The sequence below is a fragment of the Pseudomonas sp. DF11 genome, assembly GCF_058148565.1.
Window position 1 is genome coordinate 240,854 of record NZ_JBYVYN010000007.1, and the last position, 20,671, is coordinate 261,524.

The following is a 20,671-nucleotide window of genomic DNA, read 5'->3' on the forward strand; positions in this document are numbered from 1 at the left end:
TCAGGGGCTCGAACTTCCTGTTCGGCCGGTCATTAAGTTATACCTCAGGCGCCCCCCTTATTGTAAAAAGGCAAAGTGTAAGAGTGCGTAAATAACTCATTTGAAGCTAAGCCATCATGCCCATGACTTTGGCTTTTGCTACCGCTTGAGTACGCCGTTGCACCCCCAATTTGCTATGTATCCGCCGCGAATGGGTTTTTACGGTGTGCAACGATATGAACAACCGTTCGGCAATTTGCTGATTGGAATAACCCTGTGCAATCAACTCCAGCACTTCCAGTTCACGGTGACTGAGTAACGGTTCTTCGGACGACAGCACCGCCGTCGCCTCGACTTGCTCCGTCGTTTGTGCCCACCGCAAGAGCTCGGGCTGGCGCAAGCGCAACTCACACAAAGCTTGCTCGGCCCGCCAGCAGGCGACTCGTTCAAGCCCCTCCTGCATCATCGTCCGGGCCTGGACACGATCACCAGACAACCAGACGACCTCCGTCAGCACCAGGTGCAGCTCGGTTTCCAAGCTGTGCATTTCACTGGCCTGTGCCTGGGCGATCATTGCCCTGAGTCGATTTTGCGGATCATCTGCCCGCTGCAGGTAGACCTCGGCCAGCACCAGCAGGTATTCAAGTCGCGCAATCAACTCCAGGGTCGCGGGAGGCGCGTGCTTGGCCCGCGGCCCGCGAAAATGGCGCAAGACGCGGGTCAAGGCTTCATGGGCCAATTGCGCCCGTCCCTGTTGCAACCAGAACTGGCAACTGGTTTGTAACAACACGCCACGGTAAACGGTGTCGGGAATGTGCCGCTGCTGCATGATTCGCTCGGCATCGCGCAATTGCATGAAGGCTTCGCCATAATCGCCTTGGTTGGCGGCCAGGGTAGCCTTGCCGAGAAAGCCGTAGAGCACCTGTTTGTCCTGGCTGTGCAGGCCCGTTTCCAGGCCCGCTTGAAACTGTTCGGCGGCCCGTTCCCCAAAGCCCATGCGCATGGCCAGGCGCCCACGCCGCAAGGCAATACGCCCCAACAACGCAGAAAAATCCTGGCCCGGTTTATCCAGCAGCGCCTGGACCGCGGCCAACAGATGATCGGCCCGGTGCGGCGCGCCCCGTTGCTCTAGGATCTGGGCATGGTCCAGTTCCAGCAACCCTTCAAAAACCAGCGAGCCTTGGGCACGCGCCAGGCACAATGCCTGGCGATTGATCCATTGCGCAGAAGCCAGTTCGCCTGCAAGCAGCGCCTGCTGCGTCAGCCCACCCAGGCATAGCACCCGCTGGGCCCAGGCATCGGGGTCCAGGCTGGCCTGGGCTTGGAGGAAGTGCTCACGCGCCTGCTCGCCGTCGCCCGAGAGGTGCAGCAGCCAGCCCTGCAAGACCTGCCACCTTGCCAGCACCTGTCGCTGCCGACAGGCTGAAGGCTGCGGCATGAACCTGGCCAGTTGCTCAATACATGCCGATGCCTGGTCGAAGCGGCCGGCGAACAGCAGCGCAGCGGTGACCAACCCCACCGATTGCGGCGTACCGAGGGTCAGCGCTTCGCCTTGTTGATCGTGCAAGCCCAGCAACAACACGACGTTACGGCGCTGCAAGACGTGCTCGAAGCTCAGATGCTGCAAGAAACTGACGGCGGTCTCGAACTCCTCGGCCAACAGGGCTTGTTCGAACGCCATTTGCCAGTCCTGCTCGGCAGCAAACCACTGGCAGGCCCGACGATGCCAGGAACGCCCCTGGGACCAGGGCTCTTCACGGACCAGCCGGGCCAGGGCCGGGAAGATTTGCAACCAATCCGACGTCTGCTCCCACGGCTCGATGAAACACCCCAGGTCCAGCAACAACGGCAGGCATTCAGCCCCCACGGTGTCGCCGAACAGATGCTCGCACAGCCGGGCATTGAAGCGCGGCAAACGCGCCAGCACACGCCAGGCCTGCGCCAGGTCCGGGGTCAGCGTGCTGAACAGTTCGTACTCCAGGTAGTCGAGCAAGGTCCCGGGGCGCCCTGGCGTTGCATGACTGCGCGCCCATTCGCAACGCTCGAGCAGGGTGATACGTACTCCGGCACACCAGCCGCCACTGCGCTGGATCACCTCACGGGCAGTGCGGGCAGCCTGGGGAGCGGGCAGGTGACGAAGCAATGGCAGGACATCGTCAGGGGTGAAGAACAACGCCTGCGCATCGAACTCGTGCAGTTCGTCATCGAGTAACAGCCGCGGCCAGTTGCAATGGGGACGACGGCGGCCATTCAACCACAGGTGCAACGCCGGACTGCTGGTGTTCAGCAGGCGGTCGAGCAACTGGTCCAGCTCGGGATTCGGCACCCGGCAGTAATCATCCAGGAACAACCACGTCGGGGTTTGCAAACGCGCCAAGTGGGCGAGCAAGCCCGCCTCATCCAGCGTCGGCAAACCGAGGGTCTGCGCCAGGCGCTCGCACATTTGCACCGCGCTCAATGCCGTGCCCCCCAAGGGCAACCAATGCAATCGACAACCGGGGGGAGCCTGCAGGAAGCATTCGGCGAACAACGCACTCTTGCCACTGCCCGCCGGCGCGCAGAGCAATTTTACCCGCGCTTCGGAAGTCAGCAGCGGCTCGCTCAGGGACCGCCGCGGCACATGCGTCGAGGACAGGCGAGGCAGCAATCCTGGACGGTCCGGACACGGGGTCATGGCGGTCATGGGTGAAGATCCTGTTTATTGTTATCTCACCACCCTAGTCCTGTGTCGCCAAGCTTTGGAGAAGTATTCAGCGCGCTGATTGGCGCCCATAAAAAAACGACCGGCAGGGGCGCTGCCGGTCGATCACGACTATCAAGTCAGACATAACCTTGCGAGGGTTGGATTTATTGTGGGAGCAAGGCTTGCCCGCGATAGCCTCACTGCGGTCCAAAAGCTGAACCGCGTTATCGTTCATCGCGGGCAAGCCTTGCTCCCACAGATAAATCCCCTCGCCACAGTGAGCTGCCAGACCTTAGCGAACCCCGCTGGAACGCAGCGCTGCCGGCGTGTAGTCGGCGGCCCTGGCTTCGAAACCGTACTCGTAGCTGTGTTTCTCTTCGTTCTTCATCCCCAGCGCGATGTAGCGGCCGGCGATGATGTCGTAGAGCGCCTCCAGGGTGTAGCCCGGGTTCTGATGGTCGTAGTAGAACTGGGCATGGCCTTCGGCAACACGCCACAGTTGGCCGCGACCGTCGTAGTGATCCACCAGCGCCGCCTGCCAACTGTCCTCGTCGAAGTACATGTGGCGCTTGGCATAGATGTGCCGCTCACTCGGCTTGACCGTGCCGACCACTTCCCAGACCCGGTGCAATTCATAGCGGGTCAGGTCCTGGTTGATGTGGCCGGCCTTGATCACGTCGTCGTACTTGAGGCTTGGCGAATCGAGCTTGTAGCTGTTGTACGGGATGTACATTTCCTTCTTGCCGATCAGCTTCCAGTCGTAACGGTCCGGCGCGCCGGAAAACAGGTCGAAGTTGTCGGAAGTACGCAGACCATCGGCGGCGGTACCCGGGCCGTCGTAGGCCACTTGCGGGGCACGACGCACCCGGCGCTGGCCGGCGTTATAGATCCAGGCCAGGCGTGGCTCCTTCACTTGGTCGAGAGTCTCATGCACCAACAGCACGTTACCGGCCAGGCGCGCCGGAGCGGTCACCTCCTGCTTGAAATAGGTCAATACGTTGCTGGCTTTTTCCGGATCGGCGTCCTTGATCAGGAACGGCACGGCAATTTCTTCTTCGAAGCGGATCGGTGTGAAGCTGCCATTGGTCTGCGGCGTGGCCTGGGTGATGATGCGTCGCAGGTTACCGCCGTGATAACGGGTGACGTGGTTCCACAACACTTCCACGCCATTCTTGGGAATCGGGAAGGCGTAGTAGCGGTTGCCGGTGAAATTGGCCAGGCCATTGCCGTCGTTGATGGCGTTCACGTTAAGGGCGCTGCGCTTGGCCGACTCGTAGATTTCCGGTGGCAAGCCGACGCTGCGATGAGTCGGGTAGACCGGGATCTTGTAGGTTTCCGGGTAACGCTTGAACATCGCGACCTGGCCTTCGGACAGCTTGTCCTTGTACTTGTCCACGGTCGCGGCGGTGATGGTGAACAGCGGTTTTTCATTGGCGAACGGGTCGGCCAAAAAGCCCTTGCTGTCCACCGCACCGGCATTTTTAGGGATACCGCCAGTCCAGGCCGGGATCGAGCCATCGGCATTGCCGGCTTTTTCCGCGCCCAACGGCGTGAGGCTGGTGCCCAGTTTGTTCGCTTCATCCGGCGAAACCGCCGCCATCACGTTCGCGGCCAGCAGGCTCAAGGCCAGGGCACCGCATTGCAGGATCATCTTGCGCATTGGGTTTTCCTTGTCAGCCAGATCAGAAGTTCACGCCGAAGCTCAACGCGAGGAAGTCGCGGTCTTCGAGAACGTTGTAATCGCCGCCAAAAAAGTCGGTGTAGCTCAAGCTGGCGGTGTAGGTGTTGCGGTAATCGGCATCGACACCAACGCTGATCGCCTTGGCGCCTTCGTTGAACAGACCGTTGGGGCCATAGCCAGCCACGTCATGGGACCAGGACACGTTGGGCTTGAAGTTCACCCCGCCGATCACGTTGGAGTAATCGAGAATCGCCCGGGCGCGATAGCCCCAGGACGTCGAGGTGACGAAGCCATCGGTGTCACCCTGGAAGCCATACTGGCCATAGACCGAATCACGGCCGTAACGCAACTTGTCCTTGGACTCCAGGCCGCCGACATGCACTACTGCAGCCTCGCCGACCACCGTCAGGCGATCAGCCCCCAGCACCTGATCGAAGAAGTGCGTCAGGGTGCTCTGGACCTGGGTCACTTCCTTGCGCCGGTAACCGGTGTTGTCGGCCCCCGGCGTGGTCGCGATGGGCGACGCCGCGCCACCGGCAATCGGGTTGACCAGGGCCAGGGTCAGGTCGTTGGTATTGACCTGTACCGGCGCGTTGGGACGGTAGCTGACTTCCCCGGTCCACGCGGTGCCGGTAGGTAACGTGGTGGAGAAACTGGCGCCGTACAGGCGGATGTCTTCCGGGTATTCAAGATAGTACCCACCACGGCCCAGCATCACGCTTTGCGCCAGACCCGCACCGCTGCCAGGCGCCAGGCCGTTGGCAATCGCGACCATGCCCGGCAACGCCGCCAGCGTCGAGAGCCCCGCCGTGGTCGTCCCGACGGTAGGCGTACGACTGTGGTAGTTCATGAAGTACAGGCCGTACTCGGTGTCATCGCCGAGCCAGCGCAACGCCGTGCCCCACTGGCCGGAGTCACGAGCGTCGCGGTCACCGCCACGGGGAATGATCACCCCTTCGCGGGACACCTGGATCTCCTGGCCGAATGCCCGGGTCAATGGCACGAACGGCGCAATCGCCGGGCTACCCACGGTGTAGCCAGTGGTGCAGCCATCGGCCACCACATCGTTGCCGAAGAACGTGCCGCAGTTATCGACGACGGTCTGGTCCCACTCCAACTGGTAGAAACCTTCGATGGTGAGCTTGTCGGTCAGGCCCTGGGAGGCGAACAGCATGTTCACCGGGATCAAGCCTTCCTTGATCTCCGCACCAGGACGACGGAACGCGGACACGTCCACCGGGTTGATGCTGTTGATGGAGTTGCCGATGAAGGTACTCTCACCCCAACTGACCACCTGCTTGCCGGCGCGCACGGTGCCCGGCAGATCGGCGATGGAATAGTTGTGATAGACGAAGGCATCGAGAATCTGCGCCCCCGAGGACTTGGCGCCTTCCTTGCGATTGCTGTCGCTGATGTCCTTGAACTCGCGGCCTTCATCCTTGAGCTCGAAGTCATACCAGTACTTGCCGCGCACGAACACACCGGTGTCGCCATACTTGAGTTCGAGGTCGTGCAGGCCTTTGAAGATCTTGGAAAAGGTCTCGCCTTTCTTGAAATTCAACCGCCCATCATCACCGGTGGAGGACTGGCCCCGGCCGCCGTTGACTGTGCCGACCAGGTCCTTGTCGGCATCGCGCATGCCCCAGCTCGCGCCCACGGACAACGACGAATCGAACTGACCCTCGATCTCGCCAATGTTGAATGAAACGGCCTGCGCCTGGGCACAGCAACCCAAGGCCACCGCGACGGCCAGCGCCTGCGGCTTGAAGATGGCGCGCATTGTTATTGTTGTCATGCGTCTTCCCCGGTGAGTGACAGAGGCTTCACCCTACTGCCGCACGCCATGGGCGATAAGCGCACCAAGGAGGTATTCGCGCTGTACCTAAAAAGGATTACAGCCCTTGCACGGTGGGCCTTTGCGCCGCGCATGGATGGTCTGGATGATGGGTCATCAGCGCCGCGCATACTCATGCCCAGCCTGCGACTGTTACGCGCCCTGCAACGGTGCATGTCCGGATCCGGGCTGTTTCCCATCGGGCTCGATGCCTATGCTGGCCGGGCTTGCAGGGCAACGGGCCTGCAAGCCCAAGCCGTCATGGCATCCCTCATGCCTGGCGCACCGTCATTCGGATGGATTGCTTATTGGTCCATCATCCCGTGCTTAGCGACGTTGGTTTGTAGCTCCTTTGCAACGTCATGTTTAGGCCGCTGCTTTTTGCAGCGGCCTTTTTTATGTGCGGCCATTTCCGAATTAAAACTTCTTGTTTCCTACATTGTTGTCGGAAAGGCTCACCTGCCTGCATTCAGAGATCGAACTTATAGTTTTCTTGGTCGCCCAGGAGGGGTGACCACATAAATAGCCATGAACGACCGCACGTGCTGACTACCGGTATGGCTATTCAGATTCGATTCGAAAGGAACTCGATATGCAGCAAGAAAAAAACATACTTGTAAATAGAGGTATACCTCGCACGCCTTCGTCACCTGACGGGTTTGGGTTTAACGTAAGGCGGGTGTCAGGCCCAGACCACTCCGATCGTGCATACGATGCCGTTGATTATGCTCTTGATTGGCTGGATGAAAGCAACACATCTACCGAGGAGCTCTTCAACGAAAACATCAGAAACATCGCTCATATAACCAACACAGAACTCGCAAAAACAAGAGCGGCCGTTGCTGCGGTGGTCCCTCCTGGAACCGATGCGCTCGAAATCGAATTACGAACACTCAAGCTACAACTGTTCAAAGCGAGGACAGATCATCAAGAACACCTAGCGATAGCCAATCTTTATTACGGTCATGACCCACTGACTCACAAAGTTCAAGACGCTCGTTATAAGGGTTTCGAGCTCATTGGCCGTCGTGGAGGACAAAGTGCTTACTACAACGCAATTGCCAAGTGGAATGTCTCTTATGCTGCGGCGTACGAGGCAAAGTTTCTGGCTGAGCAGATCAAACTACTGGATGCTCGCTTAACCACACACAACAAAACCATTGCCGAGGCAAAGGCAAAAGCAGCCGCGGAGGCTCAGGCAAGGGCCGAGGCTGAAGCCAAGCGCGTGGCTCAGGAACAGGCGCGCAAGGCTGCCGAAGCCGAGGCTAAACGCGTTGCTGAAGAACGAGCGCGGTTTGCGGCAGAGGCGCAACGCCTAGCAGCAGTTGAGGAAGCCGCAGCTCAAGCAGAAGCCCAGGCCGAAGCCAAACGCATTACCGCGGCGCAAGCACGCAAGGTCGCCGAAGCCGAGACACTACGCGTGGCCCAGGCACAAGCACTGCGACAAGCCCTGGCCGGTCGTGCATTCCCAATGCCGGGCACCGCAGCCGTAGCGGGTCCAGTATTCGCAATCGCTGGTAGTACCCTGGCCACAAGCCCGGCAATGACCTCGGCCATCCAGACTGCGTTACGAACCGCGATCGCCATGGCTGTCGAAACGGCCACCGCAGTAGCAGCGCCGGCTTTGGCAGGATTTGCGGCCCTGCTTTATTCACCCAAGTTGGCGAACGGCGAACTGCCGGAGCGGTTTGCTTTCAGTACACCACTCTCAGACCTCACACCGACACAAAACAACGATTTACGTGAAATGGCTGATGCCGGGGAAGTCATTGATTTGCCTGTACGCCTCAGTTCCAAAGCAGCATCAGATGGGCAGTCAGAAATTTTTGTAGTCAAAACTGACGGTATGAGTAGCCCCTCAGAAGTCACGTTAGTGCCGGTTACTTACAACGCCCAACACAATATCTACATCGCTGCGACCGCAGATACTCCCCCAAAAACCTTAACCTGGACACCAATTGTTCAACCCGGAAACAGTTCCACAGCGCTTCCCATTGAACCTCCTAACCCGCCTGTTTTTACAGGCGCATCGATAACACCTGTTGCGGGAAGGATTGATTCATTCCCTGAGGTAACCGAGAACAGCTTTGATGATTATGTTTTTGTTTTTCCGATCGACTCAGGCCTGCCGCCTCTGTACGTCATGTTCAGGGATCGACGGGAAGACCCTGGGATTGCGTTGGGAATGGGGGCTCCGGTTTCAGGCGTGTGGACGGACGCAGCAGCGAAAGGTGAAGGGGCACCTATTCCGTCGCAGATCGCGGATCAGTTGAGGGGGAAGGAGTTTAGAAATTTCAGGGAGTTTCGAGAGAGTTTCTGGAAGGCGGTTGCCAGCGATCCTATACTTTCTCAACAGTTTGATCCGGGCAGCCTAGCTCATATGAAGAACGGATATGGAGCATTCGTCAAAAAAACAGAGCGAGTTGGCGCTCGCATTAAATACGAGCTGCATCACAAGCAATACATTTCGCTGGGCGGAGATGTTTACCACCTTGAAAACATTAGGCTAATGACACCTCGACAGCACATCCAAACGCATCAGGAGAACAAAATATGAACTCAACAATAAGCGAGATGAGCGAGTTAGAATTTTTGGTTTTTGTCAAAAAAATATATGAAGCTGACTTCTATCCAGAAGAGGCTCACACTCATGCAGTCTTAGAATTTGAACGAATTTCAGAACATCCTTCTGGATCAGATTTATTGTATTACCCAGAAGCAGGAAAGAGCGGACCTGAGGCTGTGGTGAAGGAAGTAAAAGAATGGCGCGCCGCCAACGGAAAACCGGGATTCAAGCAACCCTGATCCAATGAAAAACTAATCAACGCCCTTTTGCTTGCTGACAGCCCGCGCAGCAAAAGGGTTTTCTATCGCCATCATTAATAATCCTTAGCCTCTTAGCGCCCGTTCCTACAATAAAACCAGAACCCAACTACGTGCACATAAAAAATCCACTGTTACGCTGAAATCAATCGCAGCACTTCGCTTCGATTTATTGAACAGTGAGTTATCAAGAATGCAAATAAACAACACAAGCTATCGCTCAAAAAAAGGCCATAATAGCCGCGTTCGTTTTTTAGTCTTCCATTACACCGCCGGAAACTTCGCATCGTCCATCAATGCATTGACCGGCCCTTCGGTCAGCGCCCATTACCTGATTCCCGACTTTTGCGATCCCACCTATTTGAAAGCAGGTTTCAAGGAACCGCAGATTTTCAACCTGGTAGACGAAAACCAGCGGGCCTGGCATGCAGGTGTGAGCAGTTGGGGGAATCGCAGCAATCTGAACGACAGCTCGATCGGCGTGGAAATTGTCAATTTGGCGACCGATAACCAGGGGCAATTTACCTTTCCGCCCTATAAGGAACAGCAAATCGAGGCGATCGAATATCTCGCGGCGGATATTCTCAAGCGCTACCCCGACATCAGCCCAGTCAACGTGGTGGCGCATTCGGACATCGCCGCCGGGCGAAAGAGTGATCCGGGTCCGATGTTCCCCTGGTACGCGTTGTATCTCAAGGGTATCGGCGCCTGGTTCGATGACACTACTCAAAAGACTTTTTTGCAGGCTTACCAAGCCAGCGGAATCCCTCTTCGCGAACAATTGCTCACACTGTTCAAAAAATATGGCTATGACACCTCGGCGGCCACGACAAGCGCGGGCTTCCAGCGCCTGGTGCGCGCCTTCCAGCTGCACTTTCGTCCGGCCAAATATGATGGTGTGATGGATATCGAGACCGCCGCGAACCTGGCGGCCCTGGTGAAAAAGTATTTTCCATGAGCACGGTTGCCGCCGCTGACGGCAACCGGCCCAGGCCATGAGGTTTAAATGGCGTGGCGTTGCAGATTCGCCATCATTTCCTTCAAGGCTTCCAGGTTGTCGTTCGGGTGTACCGCATTTTCAAAGTCGCAGATCTGCTGCCAATGGGCGGCGACATCTTCGGGTGAAAAACCTTTGCGCGGATCGAAACCAGCCCCCAGGCTGCGCTCCCAGCGCACCTTGCCCATCCAGCCGCCGCCCACTTCGAACAGGCCGGAAGTTTCCTGGCAGTTCTCACTGGCCAGGTACACCACCAGCGGGCTGACGAGTTCGGGCTTGAGTTGTTCGAATACCTGCGGCGGGATCAGGCCTTCGGTCATGCGGGTACCGCCGGTGGGGGCGATGGCATTGACCAGGATGTTGTTCTTGCGGCCTTCGATGGCCAGGGTCCGCGTCAGGCCATAAAGACCGAGCTTGGCCATGCCGTAGTTGGATTGGCCGAAGTTGCCGTAGATGCCCGAGGTAGAAGCGGTGAAGATCACCCGCCCGTAGTTTTGCTCACGCAGATGCGGCCATGCCGCCCGGGTCACCTTGTAGGCACCCTCGACGTGGACGCGATAGACCAGGTCCCAATCGGCGTCGTCCATTTTGTGGAACGTCTTGTCCCGCAGGATCCCCGCGTTGTTGACCACCACATCGACGCGACCGAACGCGTCGAGGGCATTTTGTACAAGCTTGTCGCCATCGGTCACCGAGTCGTGGTTGGCCTCGGCGATGCCGCCCGCCTCGCGGATTTCGGCGACCACCCGGTCTGCTGCCGAGGCGTTGGCCCCTTCGCCCTGGGCCGAGCCGCCAAGGTCGTTGACCAGCACCTTCGCGCCTTGTCTGGCGAACAGCAGCGCATGGGCGCGTCCCAGGCCGCCGCCGGCTCCCGTGACGATCACGACTTTATCTTCGAAGCGCACAGACTCACTCATGGCAGAACTCCAGCAGGCGGACAGGACAATGGGCATGAGTGTCCGGCACAAGTGGGCCGGTCACAATCAACACGGTTGCAAGTGAATAGTGGCCGATAAGGCGGGGGGATGATGCGGGCCCAAGCCACGGCGGCACATTCGATTCTTTTGCTGGCCGCAACACCGCTATCGCGAGCAAGGGATTTTGGTGCCCACAAATGCTGTATTCACAATCGATCTAGCGTGGGAGCGGGCTTGCTCGCGAAAGCGTCGGTACATCCATCACATGCGCCGACTGAAAGACCGCTTTCGCGAGCAAGCCCGCTCCCACACAGGTCTGGTCCGGCAGTGCCAAGTCGTCAGGAATAGGCCATTTGCCTGCGCGGCGCGGCGATGGCTTCGCGAAACGCCAGGTAATGCTTGAGCACCTGCACCGGGGCCTCGGTATGCGGGTAATGCCCGATGTCGGGTAACAGCACCGTGTCAGGGTTGGGAATCAGGGCCTTGTAGCGCGCCACCATGTGCTCACCGGAAATCGGGTCGACCGCGCCGTCGATCACCCGCAACGGCACGTCGCCACGCCGCATTGCCTGTACCCAGCGATCGCGTTGCACACGGCGCTCAGGAATGTAGGTGATGAGTTTATGCATGATCCGCGGACCGTGATGGGCTTCTACCAGGCTCCAGAAATCATCCAGTTCGCTTTCCGAGGGGCGGGTCTTGGGGCCGAAAATCTGCCGGAAACTGCTGACCAGGCTCTCCCGCGAGAACGCCCGCCCCAACAGCCAGCCCAGGGGGCTGAGCAAGAGTTTCTGGGCCAGGACCGGACGATGGGTTTCCGGGAACAGGCCACCATTGAGAAAGACACAACTGGCCAGACGGATGCGCGCTTCGTAATGCCGCGCGAGCAGTTCCTGGGCCACGCTGTCACCGTAATCGTGGGCCAGCACATGCAGCGCGTCCCCCACATTCAGGTGCGCCAGCAAGGCCTGTTGCAGATCGGCCTGCTCCAGCAGGCTGTAGACGTGATCCATCGGCTTGGCGGAGTCACCGAAACCGAGCATGTCACAAGCGATCACCCGATAGCGTTGCGCCAACGGTTGCCACAGGTAATGCCAATCCCAACTGGCGGTGGGGAAACCGTGGATCAGCAGCAACGGCTCGCCCTGCCCCGCCACCCAGTAACGGATGGCATGGCCACGGAACATGAAGATCTGGCTGCGCTGGCGCCAGATACGCAGGGGAATCTGCGCCGGGGGCATCAGCTTCTATACCCGGCGTCTTGTTGATCGAGCTTGCGCAGCAATGCCGGCCAGGCCAACGCGCCGCCCATGCCCTGGGCGCTTTTGGTCACCCCGGCGATCATCGCCCGGGCGCCGGCCAGGATCTGCGGCTCGATGGCAATCAGTTCGGCTCCGCCGTTCTGGGCCAGGACCTGGATGTCACAGGCTCGTTGGAAGGTGAACATCATCAGGAAGGTATCGGCGATGGTCCCGCCGCAGGTCAGCAAACCATGGTTGTGCAGCATCAGGAAGTTGCTCTGGCCCAGGTCCGCCTGCAGGCGCGCCTTTTCTTCGTGATTCAAGGCCACCCCTTCGTAGGCGTGATAAGCCAGGCTCGAGAGCACAAACAGCGATTGCTGGCTGATCGGCAGCACTCCCTGTTTCTGTGCCGATACCGCCACGCCAGCGGCGGTGTGAGTGTGCAACACACAAGCCACATCATGGCGCACCTCATGCACCGCGCTGTGGATCGTGTAGCCGGCCGGGTTGATCTCGTAGGGACTGTCCATCAGCTTGTTGCCGGCCTGATCGACCTTGACCAGGCACGAGGCGGTGATCTCATGGAACATCATCCCGAACGGGTTGATCAGGAAATCCTCGGTACCGGGAACCTTCGCGGAAATATGGGTGAAGATCAGGTCATCCCAACCATACAGCGCGACAAGCCGATAACAGGCGGCAAGGTCCACCCGGGTTTGCCATTCGGCCGCACTGACCTGTTCCTTGATACTGAGTGTCGTTTGGATAGGCGCTACGCTCACGGCTCTGACCTCTGGCTTCTTGTTATGTGTTTCGATCGAAACGTCGTACGCAAGAAAGTCAGTCTAGTCAGGTCTTTCAGAGGCGGTAGTTGCATTGGCAGCCAGCTTACTGGCCGAATGAGTCAGCGCCCGCGCTTCAAGGGCGCAACGTATCGATCAATTCCGCCAGCCAAGGCTCGGCATCGGTTTCCGGGGTGACGCTTTCGCTGGCATCCAGACGCAGCATCGGCAGTATTTCGCGCACGCCCAATTCGGCGAACAGCTCGCACATCTGCTCGCCGCCGGCGCAGAAGGTATCCCCATAACTGGCATCGCCCAGGCCGATCACCGCGCCAGGCAAACCGCGAAAAAAACCTGGCAATTGGTCGCGGATGGTCGAATACAACGGCACCAAATTGTCCGGCAACTCGCCCATGCCGGTCGTGGAAGTTACCGCCAACAGGGCCTCAGGCGCGAAGGCCTGGACATCCGCCAGGGTCGCGCGAGGGTCGTGCCAGGCGTCAAAACCCGCATCGCGAAGCAGTTTGGCGGCGTGCCGGGCGACTTCTTCGGCGGTGCCGTACACCGAGCCGGAAAGGATGGCGACTTTCATCAATCTGATCCTGAAGCTGAAAAAGAGCCGGGATAGTAACAGTTGCACCTGCCTGGCTGCGAATGGCTCTCGACAGCGATAATGGCCAGTGGACAGCCTAACGATTTCTTCTAGAATGCAGCTCCAACAAGGACGTTCAAAGGAGATTTCTCCATGATCAACGCTCAACTGATGCAACTGGTCATCAACGCTTCGAACGACGGAATTGTCATCGCCGAAAAAGAAGGCGAAGACAACATCCTGATCTACGTGAACCCGGCCTTCGAACGATTGACCGGTTATCACCGCGACGAAATCCTTTATCAGGATTGCCGATTCCTGCAATCGGGGGACCGGGACCAAGCCTCTCTGGAGCCCATTCGCAAGGCCTTGAAAGAGGGCGGCACCTGTCGCGAGGTATTGCGCAACTACCGCAAGGACGGTACGCCGTTCTGGAATGAGTTGTCGCTGTCCACGGTAAAAAATCAGGCTGACGGGCATACCTATTTCGTGGGTGTGCAAAAAGATGTCACGACCCAGGTCAAGGCTCAACAACGCGTCGTCCAGCTGGAACGGGAGCTGGCCGAAGCACGAGAGACAATTGCCCGGCTTGAAGCGACGAACGGCGCAAACAAAACCCAGAATTAATGGTCAGTCACTACAATCACCAGTGAAAATGTAAATCATCATTTCGAGCCGATCATGCAGCGCGATGCCCTCCTGACGCAGGATGAACTGGATTTCATCCGCACCATGCAACACAACCCGCAGTTGAACGAGCGGGATGTCACGTCGAGCTTGCTGGTAAACGGTGGGTCGCAGATCCGTGACTTGCTGACACGTCTGGCGGCGAATGAGCAGGTCACGCTGCAAGCCAATTTCGAAAACCAGCAGATGACCTTTCCGCTGCACCTGGTGGAAGACGAATTCCATGCGATGCACCTGCGCTTGGGTGTGCCGAGCATCTACGAAGACGGACCGAAGATTCGTCCATGGCGCCTGGCGCTCGAAGAACCGGTAGCGCTGGAAAATATCAAGGGGCAGCCGGGACCGCTGTGGGTCCACGAAGTGTCCTGCAAGGGCGTATTGCTGGAAAACCGCAGTCGTGCCAAGCCGCCGAAGCAGTTTGCCTTGTGGTTCAGCCCATCGGGCTACGAGAGAATTTCGTTACGAGGCACCTTCGAACGGGAAACCGATCGAGGCCTGTTTGCCTACCATCTGAGCCAGAATGACCAGGACGAGACGGAGCGTCTGCGCCAGTACATCCTGCAGCAACATCGACTGACCCATCCCACCATGCATCTCTAACTCAGGTATCCAGGTTGCCTGCCAGAAATTGACGCAGGCGCTGGGGCATCACCGCGCCTTCGTTGCCCAGGCAACCGATTGACGAGCCCACCAGGCTTTCCTGCGCCAGGTCAGATGCATCACCGGCCAGCATCAGCGGACAATCCAGGCTCATCGCCAATTTGCCCAAACGCTTGGGCAAGTCCGGGACCGGCGCATGATTGGAGACCAGCACCAATGCCACAGGCTGGATCTTCTGGCACACCAGGGTCAGTTCCTCGAACGGCAGGCCGATCGATAACAGCCTGACGCCCACTTCCGCCTTGGACAGGAACAGCCCCGCGACCAGCAACTCCAGCTCATGACAATGATCGGCAATGGCGCAGACCAGGACACGCGGCGACGCACCTTCGCGCTTGAACAAGAGCCGCTGGATGATGCGCGAACGCAGGAAACCATCGAAAAACACCCATTCACTGGTTTGTCCGAACGCCTGCTGGCGTTGCATCAATTGGCGCCAGAGCGGCATCAGGACGTCCTGGAATACGACCGGTACGGTGTAGGTGGAAAAGACCTGGCCGTAGACGCGATCCAGTTCCACATCGTCAAAGCAGGCCACCGCGTCCGCCACTTGTTGTCGCCAACGGGCATGATCGGCCCTGACCAGGTCGGATGAAATCAGCGTGGAAACGGGTTGTACCGACTCGGTCTTCGCCAGGATCTTTCCTACTTTGCTTACCGCCACCCCGCGTTCGATCCACGCCAGGATGCTGCGCACCTTATCAATATCGCCCAACGAGTACAGGCGATGCCCGCTTTCGGTGCGAGTAGGCTGGATCAAACCGTAGCGCCGCTCCCAGGCGCGCAGGGTCACGGGATTCACTCCGGTCATGCGCGCGACTTCACGAATGGGGAACAGATCTTCCCGTTTCAAGGCACTTGATGCCTGGAAAACAAAGCTATCTTCTGTGATCACACTCATTTTGGCGGACAATTCCGGCTGGAAAATTGGATCCAGTTTACTCCTCTCAAGACATGTCATGACAAGGACTATGCGTGATTTTGTCGTTTTATGCGCGATCAGGAATAATCCTTGCCTGTTTTTTGGCGACCAGACGCTACCCACCACCCCGGGGCGTCCCCCGCGAACCTCCTACCCGGAGTGCCGCGCCTGTCTTACGGAGATGCATAATGTCTACCTCACCCGTCACCCTGATGGTTGCCCGCCGCGTCGCCAACGGACGCTATCAGGATCTGATCGCCTGGTTGCGCGAAGGCGAACAATTGGCCACCGATTTTCCCGGCTACCTGGGTTCCGGCGTACTCGCGCCACCGCCCCAGGACGATGAATTCCAGATTATCTTCCGTTTTGCCGACGAGCAGACGCTACACGCCTGGGAACACTCCGCCTCGCGCACGGCCTGGCTGGGACGGGGCAGCGATCTGTTTGCCCATCCCTCCGAACACCGGGTGCGTGGCATCGATGGCTGGTTTGGCGCGGTCGGCCAGCGTCCGCCCCGCTGGAAACAGGCCGTGGCCATCTGGCTCGCGTTCTTTCCCGTGTCGCTGTTGTTCAATTTCCTGTTGGGGCCGCTGCTGGGCGAACTGGGTTTGTTGAGCCGCGTGTTCATCAGCACGCTGATCCTGACGCCGCTGATGGTCTACCTGTTCATCCCGATGTCGACCCATCTGCTGGCGAACTGGCTCAACGGCGCGCCACAGCGAGCGTTGCCGGCGACTCAGAATCACTGATGCTCCCACAAGACAGCACTGGATTCACCTTTGTACATAGGACACACCCTGCGTCGCTGTTATAGTTTTGCTCTTGCCGCGAACCGAGTCGTCCTATGTCCAGCGCCACCGCTCCGATCCTGATCACTGGCGCAGCCCAGCGCGTCGGCCTGCATTGCACCCGGCGATTGCTGGAAGACGGGCAACCGGTGATTGCGACCTATCGCACCGAACGCCCGGGCGTGCAGACGCTACGGGACCTGGGTGCGGTGGTGCTGTTCGCCGATTTCTCCAGCGAAGCGGGGATCCTGGCCTTTATCGAACAGCTCAAGCAGCACACCGACCGGCTGCGCGCCATCGTGCACAACGCCTCGGCCTGGCTGGCCGAAGGCCCGGGCAGCGAAGCGGCGGCCTTCAACGCCATGTTCGGCGTGCACATGCTCGCGCCTTACCTGATCAACCTGCACAGCGCCGAGCTACTGCAGCGTTCAACGCCTGCGGATATCGTGCATATCAGCGATGACGTGACCCGCAAGGGCAGCGCCCGGCATATCGCCTATTGCGCCACCAAGGCTGGCCTGGAAAGCCTGACACTGTCGTTCGCGGCGAAGTTCGCACCGGCGATCAAGGTCAACGGCATCGCCCCGGCCCTGCTACTGTTCAACCCCGAAGACGACGCGACTTACCGCGCCAAGGCCCTGGCCAAGTCCGCGCTGGGTATCGAACCCGGCAGCGAAGTGATCTACCAGAGCCTGCGTTATCTGCTGGACAACCCTTATGTCACCGGCACGACCCTGACCGTCAACGGCGGGCGACACGTCAAATAGCCTTGTTTCGAGGATGCACCATGACGCTATCCCTGCCCCAGAACTATCGCGAGATCCTCATCGGCCTGGGGGAAAACCCCGAGCGCGAGGGGCTGCTCGATACCCCGGCCCGTGCCGCCAAGGCCATGCAGTACCTCTGCCATGGTTATGAACAAAGCGTCGAGCAGATCGTCAATGGCGCGCTGTTCGCCTCTGACAGCGATGAAATGATCATCGTCGCCGACATCGAACTCTATTCACTCTGCGAACATCACCTGTTGCCCTTCATCGGCAAGGCCCATGTGGCTTATATTCCTACGGGCAAGGTCCTGGGGCTGTCGAAGATCGCCCGGCTGGTGGACATGTTCGCCCGCCGCCTGCAAATCCAGGAGAACCTGACCCGGCAAATCGCTGACGCGGTGCAGCAAGTCACCCATGCCGCCGGCGTGGCGGTGGTGATCGAGGCCCAGCACATGTGCATGATGATGCGCGGTGTCGAAAAACAGAACTCGACCATGAACACCTCGGTGATGCTCGGCGCTTTTCGCGATTCCAGCACCACGCGCCAGGAGTTCCTGCAATTGATTCGACGGAGCAAGTAAATGCCACAACTTCAGCCAGCCATGGCACGCATCAAGGTCAAGGACCTGCGCCTGCGCACCTTCATCGGCATCAACGAGGATGAAATCCTCAACAAGCAGGATGTGTTGATCAACCTGACCATCCTCTACGCCGCCCAGGAGGCGGTGCGCGACAATGACATCGACCATGCGCTGAACTACCGCACCATCACCAAGGCGATCATCGCCCACGTGGAAGGCAACCGCTTCGCCCTGCTCGAACGCCTGACCCAGGAATTGCTCGACCTGGTCATGGCCAACGAGTCGGTGCTGTACGCCGAAGTCGAAGTCGACAAGCCCCACGCCCTGCGATTCGCCGAGTCGGTGTCGATTACCCTTGCGGCGAGCCGCTGAGCGGCGCGTTTTCAGACGCAGCCCTCAAGCGGTAAGCTTGTCGTCACTGCAATCCATCCCACAGCTTGAAGCACGCCGCTTGAAGCTGTTCGTCAGAGACCATCATGAACGACCAACAACGCCTCGAGCTCGAAGCCGCCACTTTCCGTCGGCTGGTTGCCCACCTGGACAGCCGCAAGGATGTGCAGAACATCGACCTGATGAACCTCGCCGGCTTCTGCCGCAACTGCCTGTCCAAGTGGTACAAGGCCGCCGCCGATGAACGCCAGATCGAGGTCAGCCTCGACGACGCCCGCGAAGTGGTCTACGGCATGCCGTACGCCGAGTGGAAAGCCCAATACCAGAAAGAAGCCAGCGCCGAACAACAGGCGGCGTTCGCCAAAGGAAAACCCGATGCCTGATCTCGATACCCTGCGTACCCGCCTCAAGAGCGGCGAACATGCCTTCGCCGACACCCTGGCCTTTATCGCCGCCGGCTACGACTACCAGCCCCAGGCCTTCAACAACGGCGGCGTGCAAAACGCCGCCGGGCAGAACGAAGGTTCTTGCAAGACCCTCGGTCTGGCGCTGCTCGAAGGTTTGAGCGATGAAGAAGCGCTGCTGGCGTTTGGCGAACACTACCGTTCGGTGCTGGCCACGCCCGAGGGCAGTGACCACGGCAATATCCGCGCGCTGATGGTTCATGGGTTGGCGGGTGTGAAATTCGAGGCGCAGCCGCTGCAACGGCGCTGATCCAAAGCCTTCCCTCTGTGGCAGATCCACTTTTGTGGCGAGGGGATTTATCCCCGCTGGGCTGCGCAGCAGCCCTAAAATCTGATACCTCGGTGTGTCAGACAGATTGAGTCATTTGCTATTGGGGCTGCTTCGCAGCCCAGCGGAGATAAATCCCCTCGCCACAGGAACTCAAAAACGCCAGACACTTATCCACATCCCGACTTTTAAGATTGACCCGGCAACTTTATTTCGTTTGCCGGGCCCCTCTGCTCGCGGCTTAGATAACGGAAATTTCTCCTCTGTCCGAGCCGTCATCCATGAGCAGCGAATCCATCAGCCAATCGATCTCCATCGTGCATCCCGTCAGCCTCAGCCACGGCAAGAATGCCGAGGTCTGGGACACCGACGGCAAACGCTACATCGATTTCGTCGGCGGCATCGGTGTGTTGAACCTCGGCCATTGTCATCCACGCATCGTCGAGGCGATCCGTGAACAGGCCACCCGGTTGACGCACTACGCCTTCAATGCCGCGCCCCACGCCCCCTACATTGAATTGATGGAGCGCCTGGCGACGTTTGTCCCGGTGGATTACCCGGTCAGCGGCATGCTCACCAACAGCGGTGCCGAGGCGGCGGAGAACGCCTTGAAGATCGTGCGTGGCGCCACGGGCCGTACCGCCGTGATCGCGTTTGACGGCGCCTTTCACGGCCGCACCCTGGCGACCCTCAACCTCAACGGCAAGGTCGCGCCCTACAAACAGAAAGTCGGTGTATTGCCGGGACCGGTGTATCACCTGCCCTACCCCAGCCAGGACAACGGCATAACCTGCGCAGAAGCCTTGAAGGCCATGGAAAGGCTGTTCAGCGTCGAGATCGATGTGAACGACGTCGCCTGTTTCATCGTCGAGCCGGTACAGGGCGAAGCCGGCTTCCTGGCGATGGACGTAGCCTTCGCCCAGGCCCTGCGGCAGTTCTGCGACGATAAGGGCATTGTGCTGATCATCGATGAGATCCAGTCTGGCTTCGGCCGCACCGGCCAACGCTTTGCGTTCTCGCGACTGGGCATCGAACCAGACCTGATCTTGCTGGGTAAAAGCATCGCCGGCGGCGTCCCCCTGGGGGCCGTGGTGGGACGCAAGGCACTGCTGGACAACCTGCCCAAAGGCGGCCTGGGCGGCACTTATTCCGGCAACCCCATCGCCTGCGCCGCCGCCCTGGCGACCCTGGATGAAATGACCGACGCCAACCTGCACGCCTGGGGCTCGCAACAGGAAGAAGCGATCGTCAGCCGCTACGAATCCTGGCGCCGTCGCGGGCTAACGCCCTACCTGGGCCGCCTGACCGGCGTCGGCGCGATGCGCGGCATCGAACTGGCCCACGCCGACGGCACCCCGGCCTCGGCACAACTGACGCAGTTGCTGGCCCTGGCACGGGAGTCGGGCTTGCTGCTGATGCCCAGTGGTAAGTCGCGGCACATCGTTCGGCTGCTGGCGCCGTTGACCACCGAGGCGGCGGTGTTGGAAGAGGGCTTGGATATTCTGGAGGCCTGCCTGGCGCGGCTGTCCTGAACTACGGACTCTCCTGACCAAACAAAAACCTGTGGGAGCGAGCCTGCTCGCGATAGCGGTGTGTCAGACATCTCTATACCGAC

The 20,671-nt window shown here is 59.2% G+C and carries 20 protein-coding genes; 12 read left to right on the top strand and 8 right to left on the bottom strand.

Features of this window, described 5'->3' with window-relative positions; translation table 11 throughout:
• Positions 1-106: 106 nt before the first annotated feature.
• From AC30D9_RS21145 to AC30D9_RS21155, 3 genes are all read right to left on the bottom strand, one after another.
• Positions 107-2,662: a helix-turn-helix transcriptional regulator gene (locus tag AC30D9_RS21145; RefSeq protein WP_490144774.1), complete on the bottom strand. Its 2,556-nt coding sequence runs from the start codon at positions 2,660-2,662 to the stop codon at positions 107-109.
• Between the two features lie 292 nt (positions 2,663-2,954).
• Positions 2,955-4,322 (bottom strand): DUF1329 domain-containing protein, encoded by a 1,368-nt coding sequence (locus AC30D9_RS21150; protein WP_134925765.1) that lies wholly within the window; start codon positions 4,320-4,322, stop codon positions 2,955-2,957.
• 22 nt (positions 4,323-4,344) lie between these two features.
• Positions 4,345-6,138, bottom strand: a complete 1,794-nt coding sequence (locus tag AC30D9_RS21155; RefSeq protein WP_134925766.1) for a DUF1302 domain-containing protein — start codon at positions 6,136-6,138, stop codon at positions 4,345-4,347.
• 631 nt (positions 6,139-6,769) lie between these two features.
• Between AC30D9_RS21155 and AC30D9_RS21160 the strand changes: the two genes are divergently transcribed.
• The 3 genes from AC30D9_RS21160 (at position 6,770) to AC30D9_RS21170 (ending at position 9,958) form a co-directional block, all read left to right on the top strand.
• Positions 6,770-8,734 carry an S-type pyocin domain-containing protein gene (locus AC30D9_RS21160; protein ID WP_134925767.1) on the top strand — a complete coding sequence of 655 codons (1,965 nt, stop codon included), beginning with the start codon at positions 6,770-6,772 and terminating at the stop codon, positions 8,732-8,734.
• Positions 8,731-8,982: a bacteriocin immunity protein gene (locus AC30D9_RS21165; RefSeq protein ID WP_490144775.1), complete on the top strand. Its 252-nt coding sequence runs from the start codon at positions 8,731-8,733 to the stop codon at positions 8,980-8,982. The genes AC30D9_RS21160 and AC30D9_RS21165 overlap by 4 nt, the downstream gene beginning before the upstream one ends.
• A gap of 211 nt (positions 8,983-9,193) precedes the next feature.
• Positions 9,194-9,958, top strand: coding sequence for an N-acetylmuramoyl-L-alanine amidase (locus tag AC30D9_RS21170; protein ID WP_490144776.1), 765 nt, complete (start codon positions 9,194-9,196; stop codon positions 9,956-9,958).
• A gap of 44 nt (positions 9,959-10,002) precedes the next feature.
• Here AC30D9_RS21170 and AC30D9_RS21175 read toward each other — a convergent pair whose 3' ends face one another.
• The 4 genes from AC30D9_RS21175 to AC30D9_RS21190 all read right to left on the bottom strand — a co-directional run bounded on the left by AC30D9_RS21175 (position 10,003) and on the right by AC30D9_RS21190 (position 13,529).
• Positions 10,003-10,914, bottom strand: a complete 912-nt coding sequence (locus AC30D9_RS21175) for an SDR family oxidoreductase (RefSeq protein WP_134925770.1) — start codon at positions 10,912-10,914, stop codon at positions 10,003-10,005.
• A 338-nt stretch (positions 10,915-11,252) separates the two neighbouring features.
• On the bottom strand, positions 11,253-12,155 hold the full coding sequence (locus AC30D9_RS21180) for an alpha/beta fold hydrolase (protein ID WP_490144777.1): 903 nt from the start codon (positions 12,153-12,155) through the stop codon (positions 11,253-11,255).
• On the bottom strand, positions 12,155-12,937 hold the full coding sequence (locus tag AC30D9_RS21185) for a class II aldolase/adducin family protein (RefSeq protein ID WP_307574571.1): 783 nt from the start codon (positions 12,935-12,937) through the stop codon (positions 12,155-12,157). The genes AC30D9_RS21180 and AC30D9_RS21185 overlap by 1 nt, the downstream gene beginning before the upstream one ends.
• Positions 12,938-13,073: 136 nt before the next feature.
• Positions 13,074-13,529 carry a flavodoxin gene (locus AC30D9_RS21190; protein ID WP_490144778.1) on the bottom strand — a complete coding sequence of 152 codons (456 nt, stop codon included), beginning with the start codon at positions 13,527-13,529 and terminating at the stop codon, positions 13,074-13,076.
• 153 nt (positions 13,530-13,682) lie between these two features.
• Here AC30D9_RS21190 and AC30D9_RS21195 point away from each other — a divergent pair, with 153 nt between their 5' ends.
• Positions 13,683-14,156 carry a PAS domain-containing protein gene (locus AC30D9_RS21195; RefSeq protein WP_134925773.1) on the top strand — a complete coding sequence of 158 codons (474 nt, stop codon included), beginning with the start codon at positions 13,683-13,685 and terminating at the stop codon, positions 14,154-14,156.
• Between the two features lie 54 nt (positions 14,157-14,210).
• The gene (locus tag AC30D9_RS21200) at positions 14,211-14,816 is read left to right on the top strand and encodes a hypothetical protein (protein WP_134925774.1); all 606 of its coding nucleotides are present in this window, start codon (positions 14,211-14,213) and stop codon (positions 14,814-14,816) included.
• Position 14,817: 1 nt separating this feature from the next.
• On the opposite strand, the gene AC30D9_RS21205 is transcribed toward AC30D9_RS21200, so the two are convergent.
• Positions 14,818-15,777 (bottom strand): MerR family transcriptional regulator, encoded by a 960-nt coding sequence (locus AC30D9_RS21205; RefSeq protein WP_490144779.1) that lies wholly within the window; start codon positions 15,775-15,777, stop codon positions 14,818-14,820.
• Positions 15,778-15,986: 209 nt separating this feature from the next.
• On the opposite strand from AC30D9_RS21205, the gene AC30D9_RS21210 reads away from it, so the two are divergent.
• From AC30D9_RS21210 to AC30D9_RS21240, 7 genes are all read left to right on the top strand, one after another.
• Positions 15,987-16,547 carry an antibiotic biosynthesis monooxygenase gene (locus tag AC30D9_RS21210; protein WP_490144780.1) on the top strand — a complete coding sequence of 187 codons (561 nt, stop codon included), beginning with the start codon at positions 15,987-15,989 and terminating at the stop codon, positions 16,545-16,547.
• A 95-nt stretch (positions 16,548-16,642) separates the two neighbouring features.
• Complete coding sequence (folM, locus tag AC30D9_RS21215) at positions 16,643-17,353, top strand: dihydromonapterin reductase (protein ID WP_490144781.1); 711 nt, start codon at positions 16,643-16,645, stop codon at positions 17,351-17,353.
• 20 nt (positions 17,354-17,373) lie between these two features.
• Positions 17,374-17,934: a GTP cyclohydrolase I FolE gene (gene folE, locus AC30D9_RS21220; protein WP_490144782.1), complete on the top strand. Its 561-nt coding sequence runs from the start codon at positions 17,374-17,376 to the stop codon at positions 17,932-17,934.
• Complete coding sequence (gene folX, locus AC30D9_RS21225) at positions 17,935-18,306, top strand: dihydroneopterin triphosphate 2'-epimerase (protein WP_003178065.1); 372 nt, start codon at positions 17,935-17,937, stop codon at positions 18,304-18,306.
• A gap of 104 nt (positions 18,307-18,410) precedes the next feature.
• Complete coding sequence (locus tag AC30D9_RS21230; protein WP_490144783.1) at positions 18,411-18,707, top strand: DUF1244 domain-containing protein; 297 nt, start codon at positions 18,411-18,413, stop codon at positions 18,705-18,707.
• Entirely contained in the window at positions 18,700-19,038 is a 339-nt protein-coding gene (locus AC30D9_RS21235; protein WP_490144784.1) for a HopJ type III effector protein, read from the top strand. The genes AC30D9_RS21230 and AC30D9_RS21235 overlap by 8 nt, the downstream gene beginning before the upstream one ends.
• Before the next feature lie 299 nt (positions 19,039-19,337).
• Positions 19,338-20,588 carry a 2-aminoadipate transaminase gene (locus AC30D9_RS21240; protein WP_490144785.1) on the top strand — a complete coding sequence of 417 codons (1,251 nt, stop codon included), beginning with the start codon at positions 19,338-19,340 and terminating at the stop codon, positions 20,586-20,588.
• Positions 20,589-20,671: the final 83 nt, after the last annotated feature.

Excerpts from the sequence above, each read along its gene's own strand:
- AC30D9_RS21145 (WP_490144774.1), bottom strand. The coding sequence starts at position 2,662 with ATGACCGCCATGACCCCGTGTCCGGACCGTCCAGGATTGCTGCCTCGC.
- AC30D9_RS21150 (WP_134925765.1), bottom strand. The coding sequence starts at position 4,322 with ATGCGCAAGATGATCCTGCAATGCGGTGCCCTGGCCTTGAGCCTGCTG.
- AC30D9_RS21155 (WP_134925766.1), bottom strand. The coding sequence starts at position 6,138 with ATGACAACAATAACAATGCGCGCCATCTTCAAGCCGCAGGCGCTGGCC.
- AC30D9_RS21160 (WP_134925767.1), top strand. The coding sequence starts at position 6,770 with ATGCAGCAAGAAAAAAACATACTTGTAAATAGAGGTATACCTCGCACG.
- AC30D9_RS21165 (WP_490144775.1), top strand. The coding sequence starts at position 8,731 with ATGAACTCAACAATAAGCGAGATGAGCGAGTTAGAATTTTTGGTTTTT.
- AC30D9_RS21170 (WP_490144776.1), top strand. The coding sequence starts at position 9,194 with ATGCAAATAAACAACACAAGCTATCGCTCAAAAAAAGGCCATAATAGC.
- AC30D9_RS21175 (WP_134925770.1), bottom strand. The coding sequence starts at position 10,914 with ATGAGTGAGTCTGTGCGCTTCGAAGATAAAGTCGTGATCGTCACGGGA.
- AC30D9_RS21180 (WP_490144777.1), bottom strand. The coding sequence starts at position 12,155 with ATGCCCCCGGCGCAGATTCCCCTGCGTATCTGGCGCCAGCGCAGCCAG.
- AC30D9_RS21190 (WP_490144778.1), bottom strand. The coding sequence starts at position 13,529 with ATGAAAGTCGCCATCCTTTCCGGCTCGGTGTACGGCACCGCCGAAGAA.
- AC30D9_RS21195 (WP_134925773.1), top strand. The coding sequence starts at position 13,683 with ATGATCAACGCTCAACTGATGCAACTGGTCATCAACGCTTCGAACGAC.
- AC30D9_RS21200 (WP_134925774.1), top strand. The coding sequence starts at position 14,211 with ATGCAGCGCGATGCCCTCCTGACGCAGGATGAACTGGATTTCATCCGC.
- AC30D9_RS21205 (WP_490144779.1), bottom strand. The coding sequence starts at position 15,777 with ATGAGTGTGATCACAGAAGATAGCTTTGTTTTCCAGGCATCAAGTGCC.
- AC30D9_RS21210 (WP_490144780.1), top strand. The coding sequence starts at position 15,987 with ATGTCTACCTCACCCGTCACCCTGATGGTTGCCCGCCGCGTCGCCAAC.
- folM (WP_490144781.1), top strand. The coding sequence starts at position 16,643 with ATGTCCAGCGCCACCGCTCCGATCCTGATCACTGGCGCAGCCCAGCGC.
- folE (WP_490144782.1), top strand. The coding sequence starts at position 17,374 with ATGACGCTATCCCTGCCCCAGAACTATCGCGAGATCCTCATCGGCCTG.
- folX (WP_003178065.1), top strand. The coding sequence starts at position 17,935 with ATGCCACAACTTCAGCCAGCCATGGCACGCATCAAGGTCAAGGACCTG.
- AC30D9_RS21230 (WP_490144783.1), top strand. The coding sequence starts at position 18,411 with ATGAACGACCAACAACGCCTCGAGCTCGAAGCCGCCACTTTCCGTCGG.
- AC30D9_RS21235 (WP_490144784.1), top strand. The coding sequence starts at position 18,700 with ATGCCTGATCTCGATACCCTGCGTACCCGCCTCAAGAGCGGCGAACAT.
- AC30D9_RS21240 (WP_490144785.1), top strand. The coding sequence starts at position 19,338 with ATGAGCAGCGAATCCATCAGCCAATCGATCTCCATCGTGCATCCCGTC.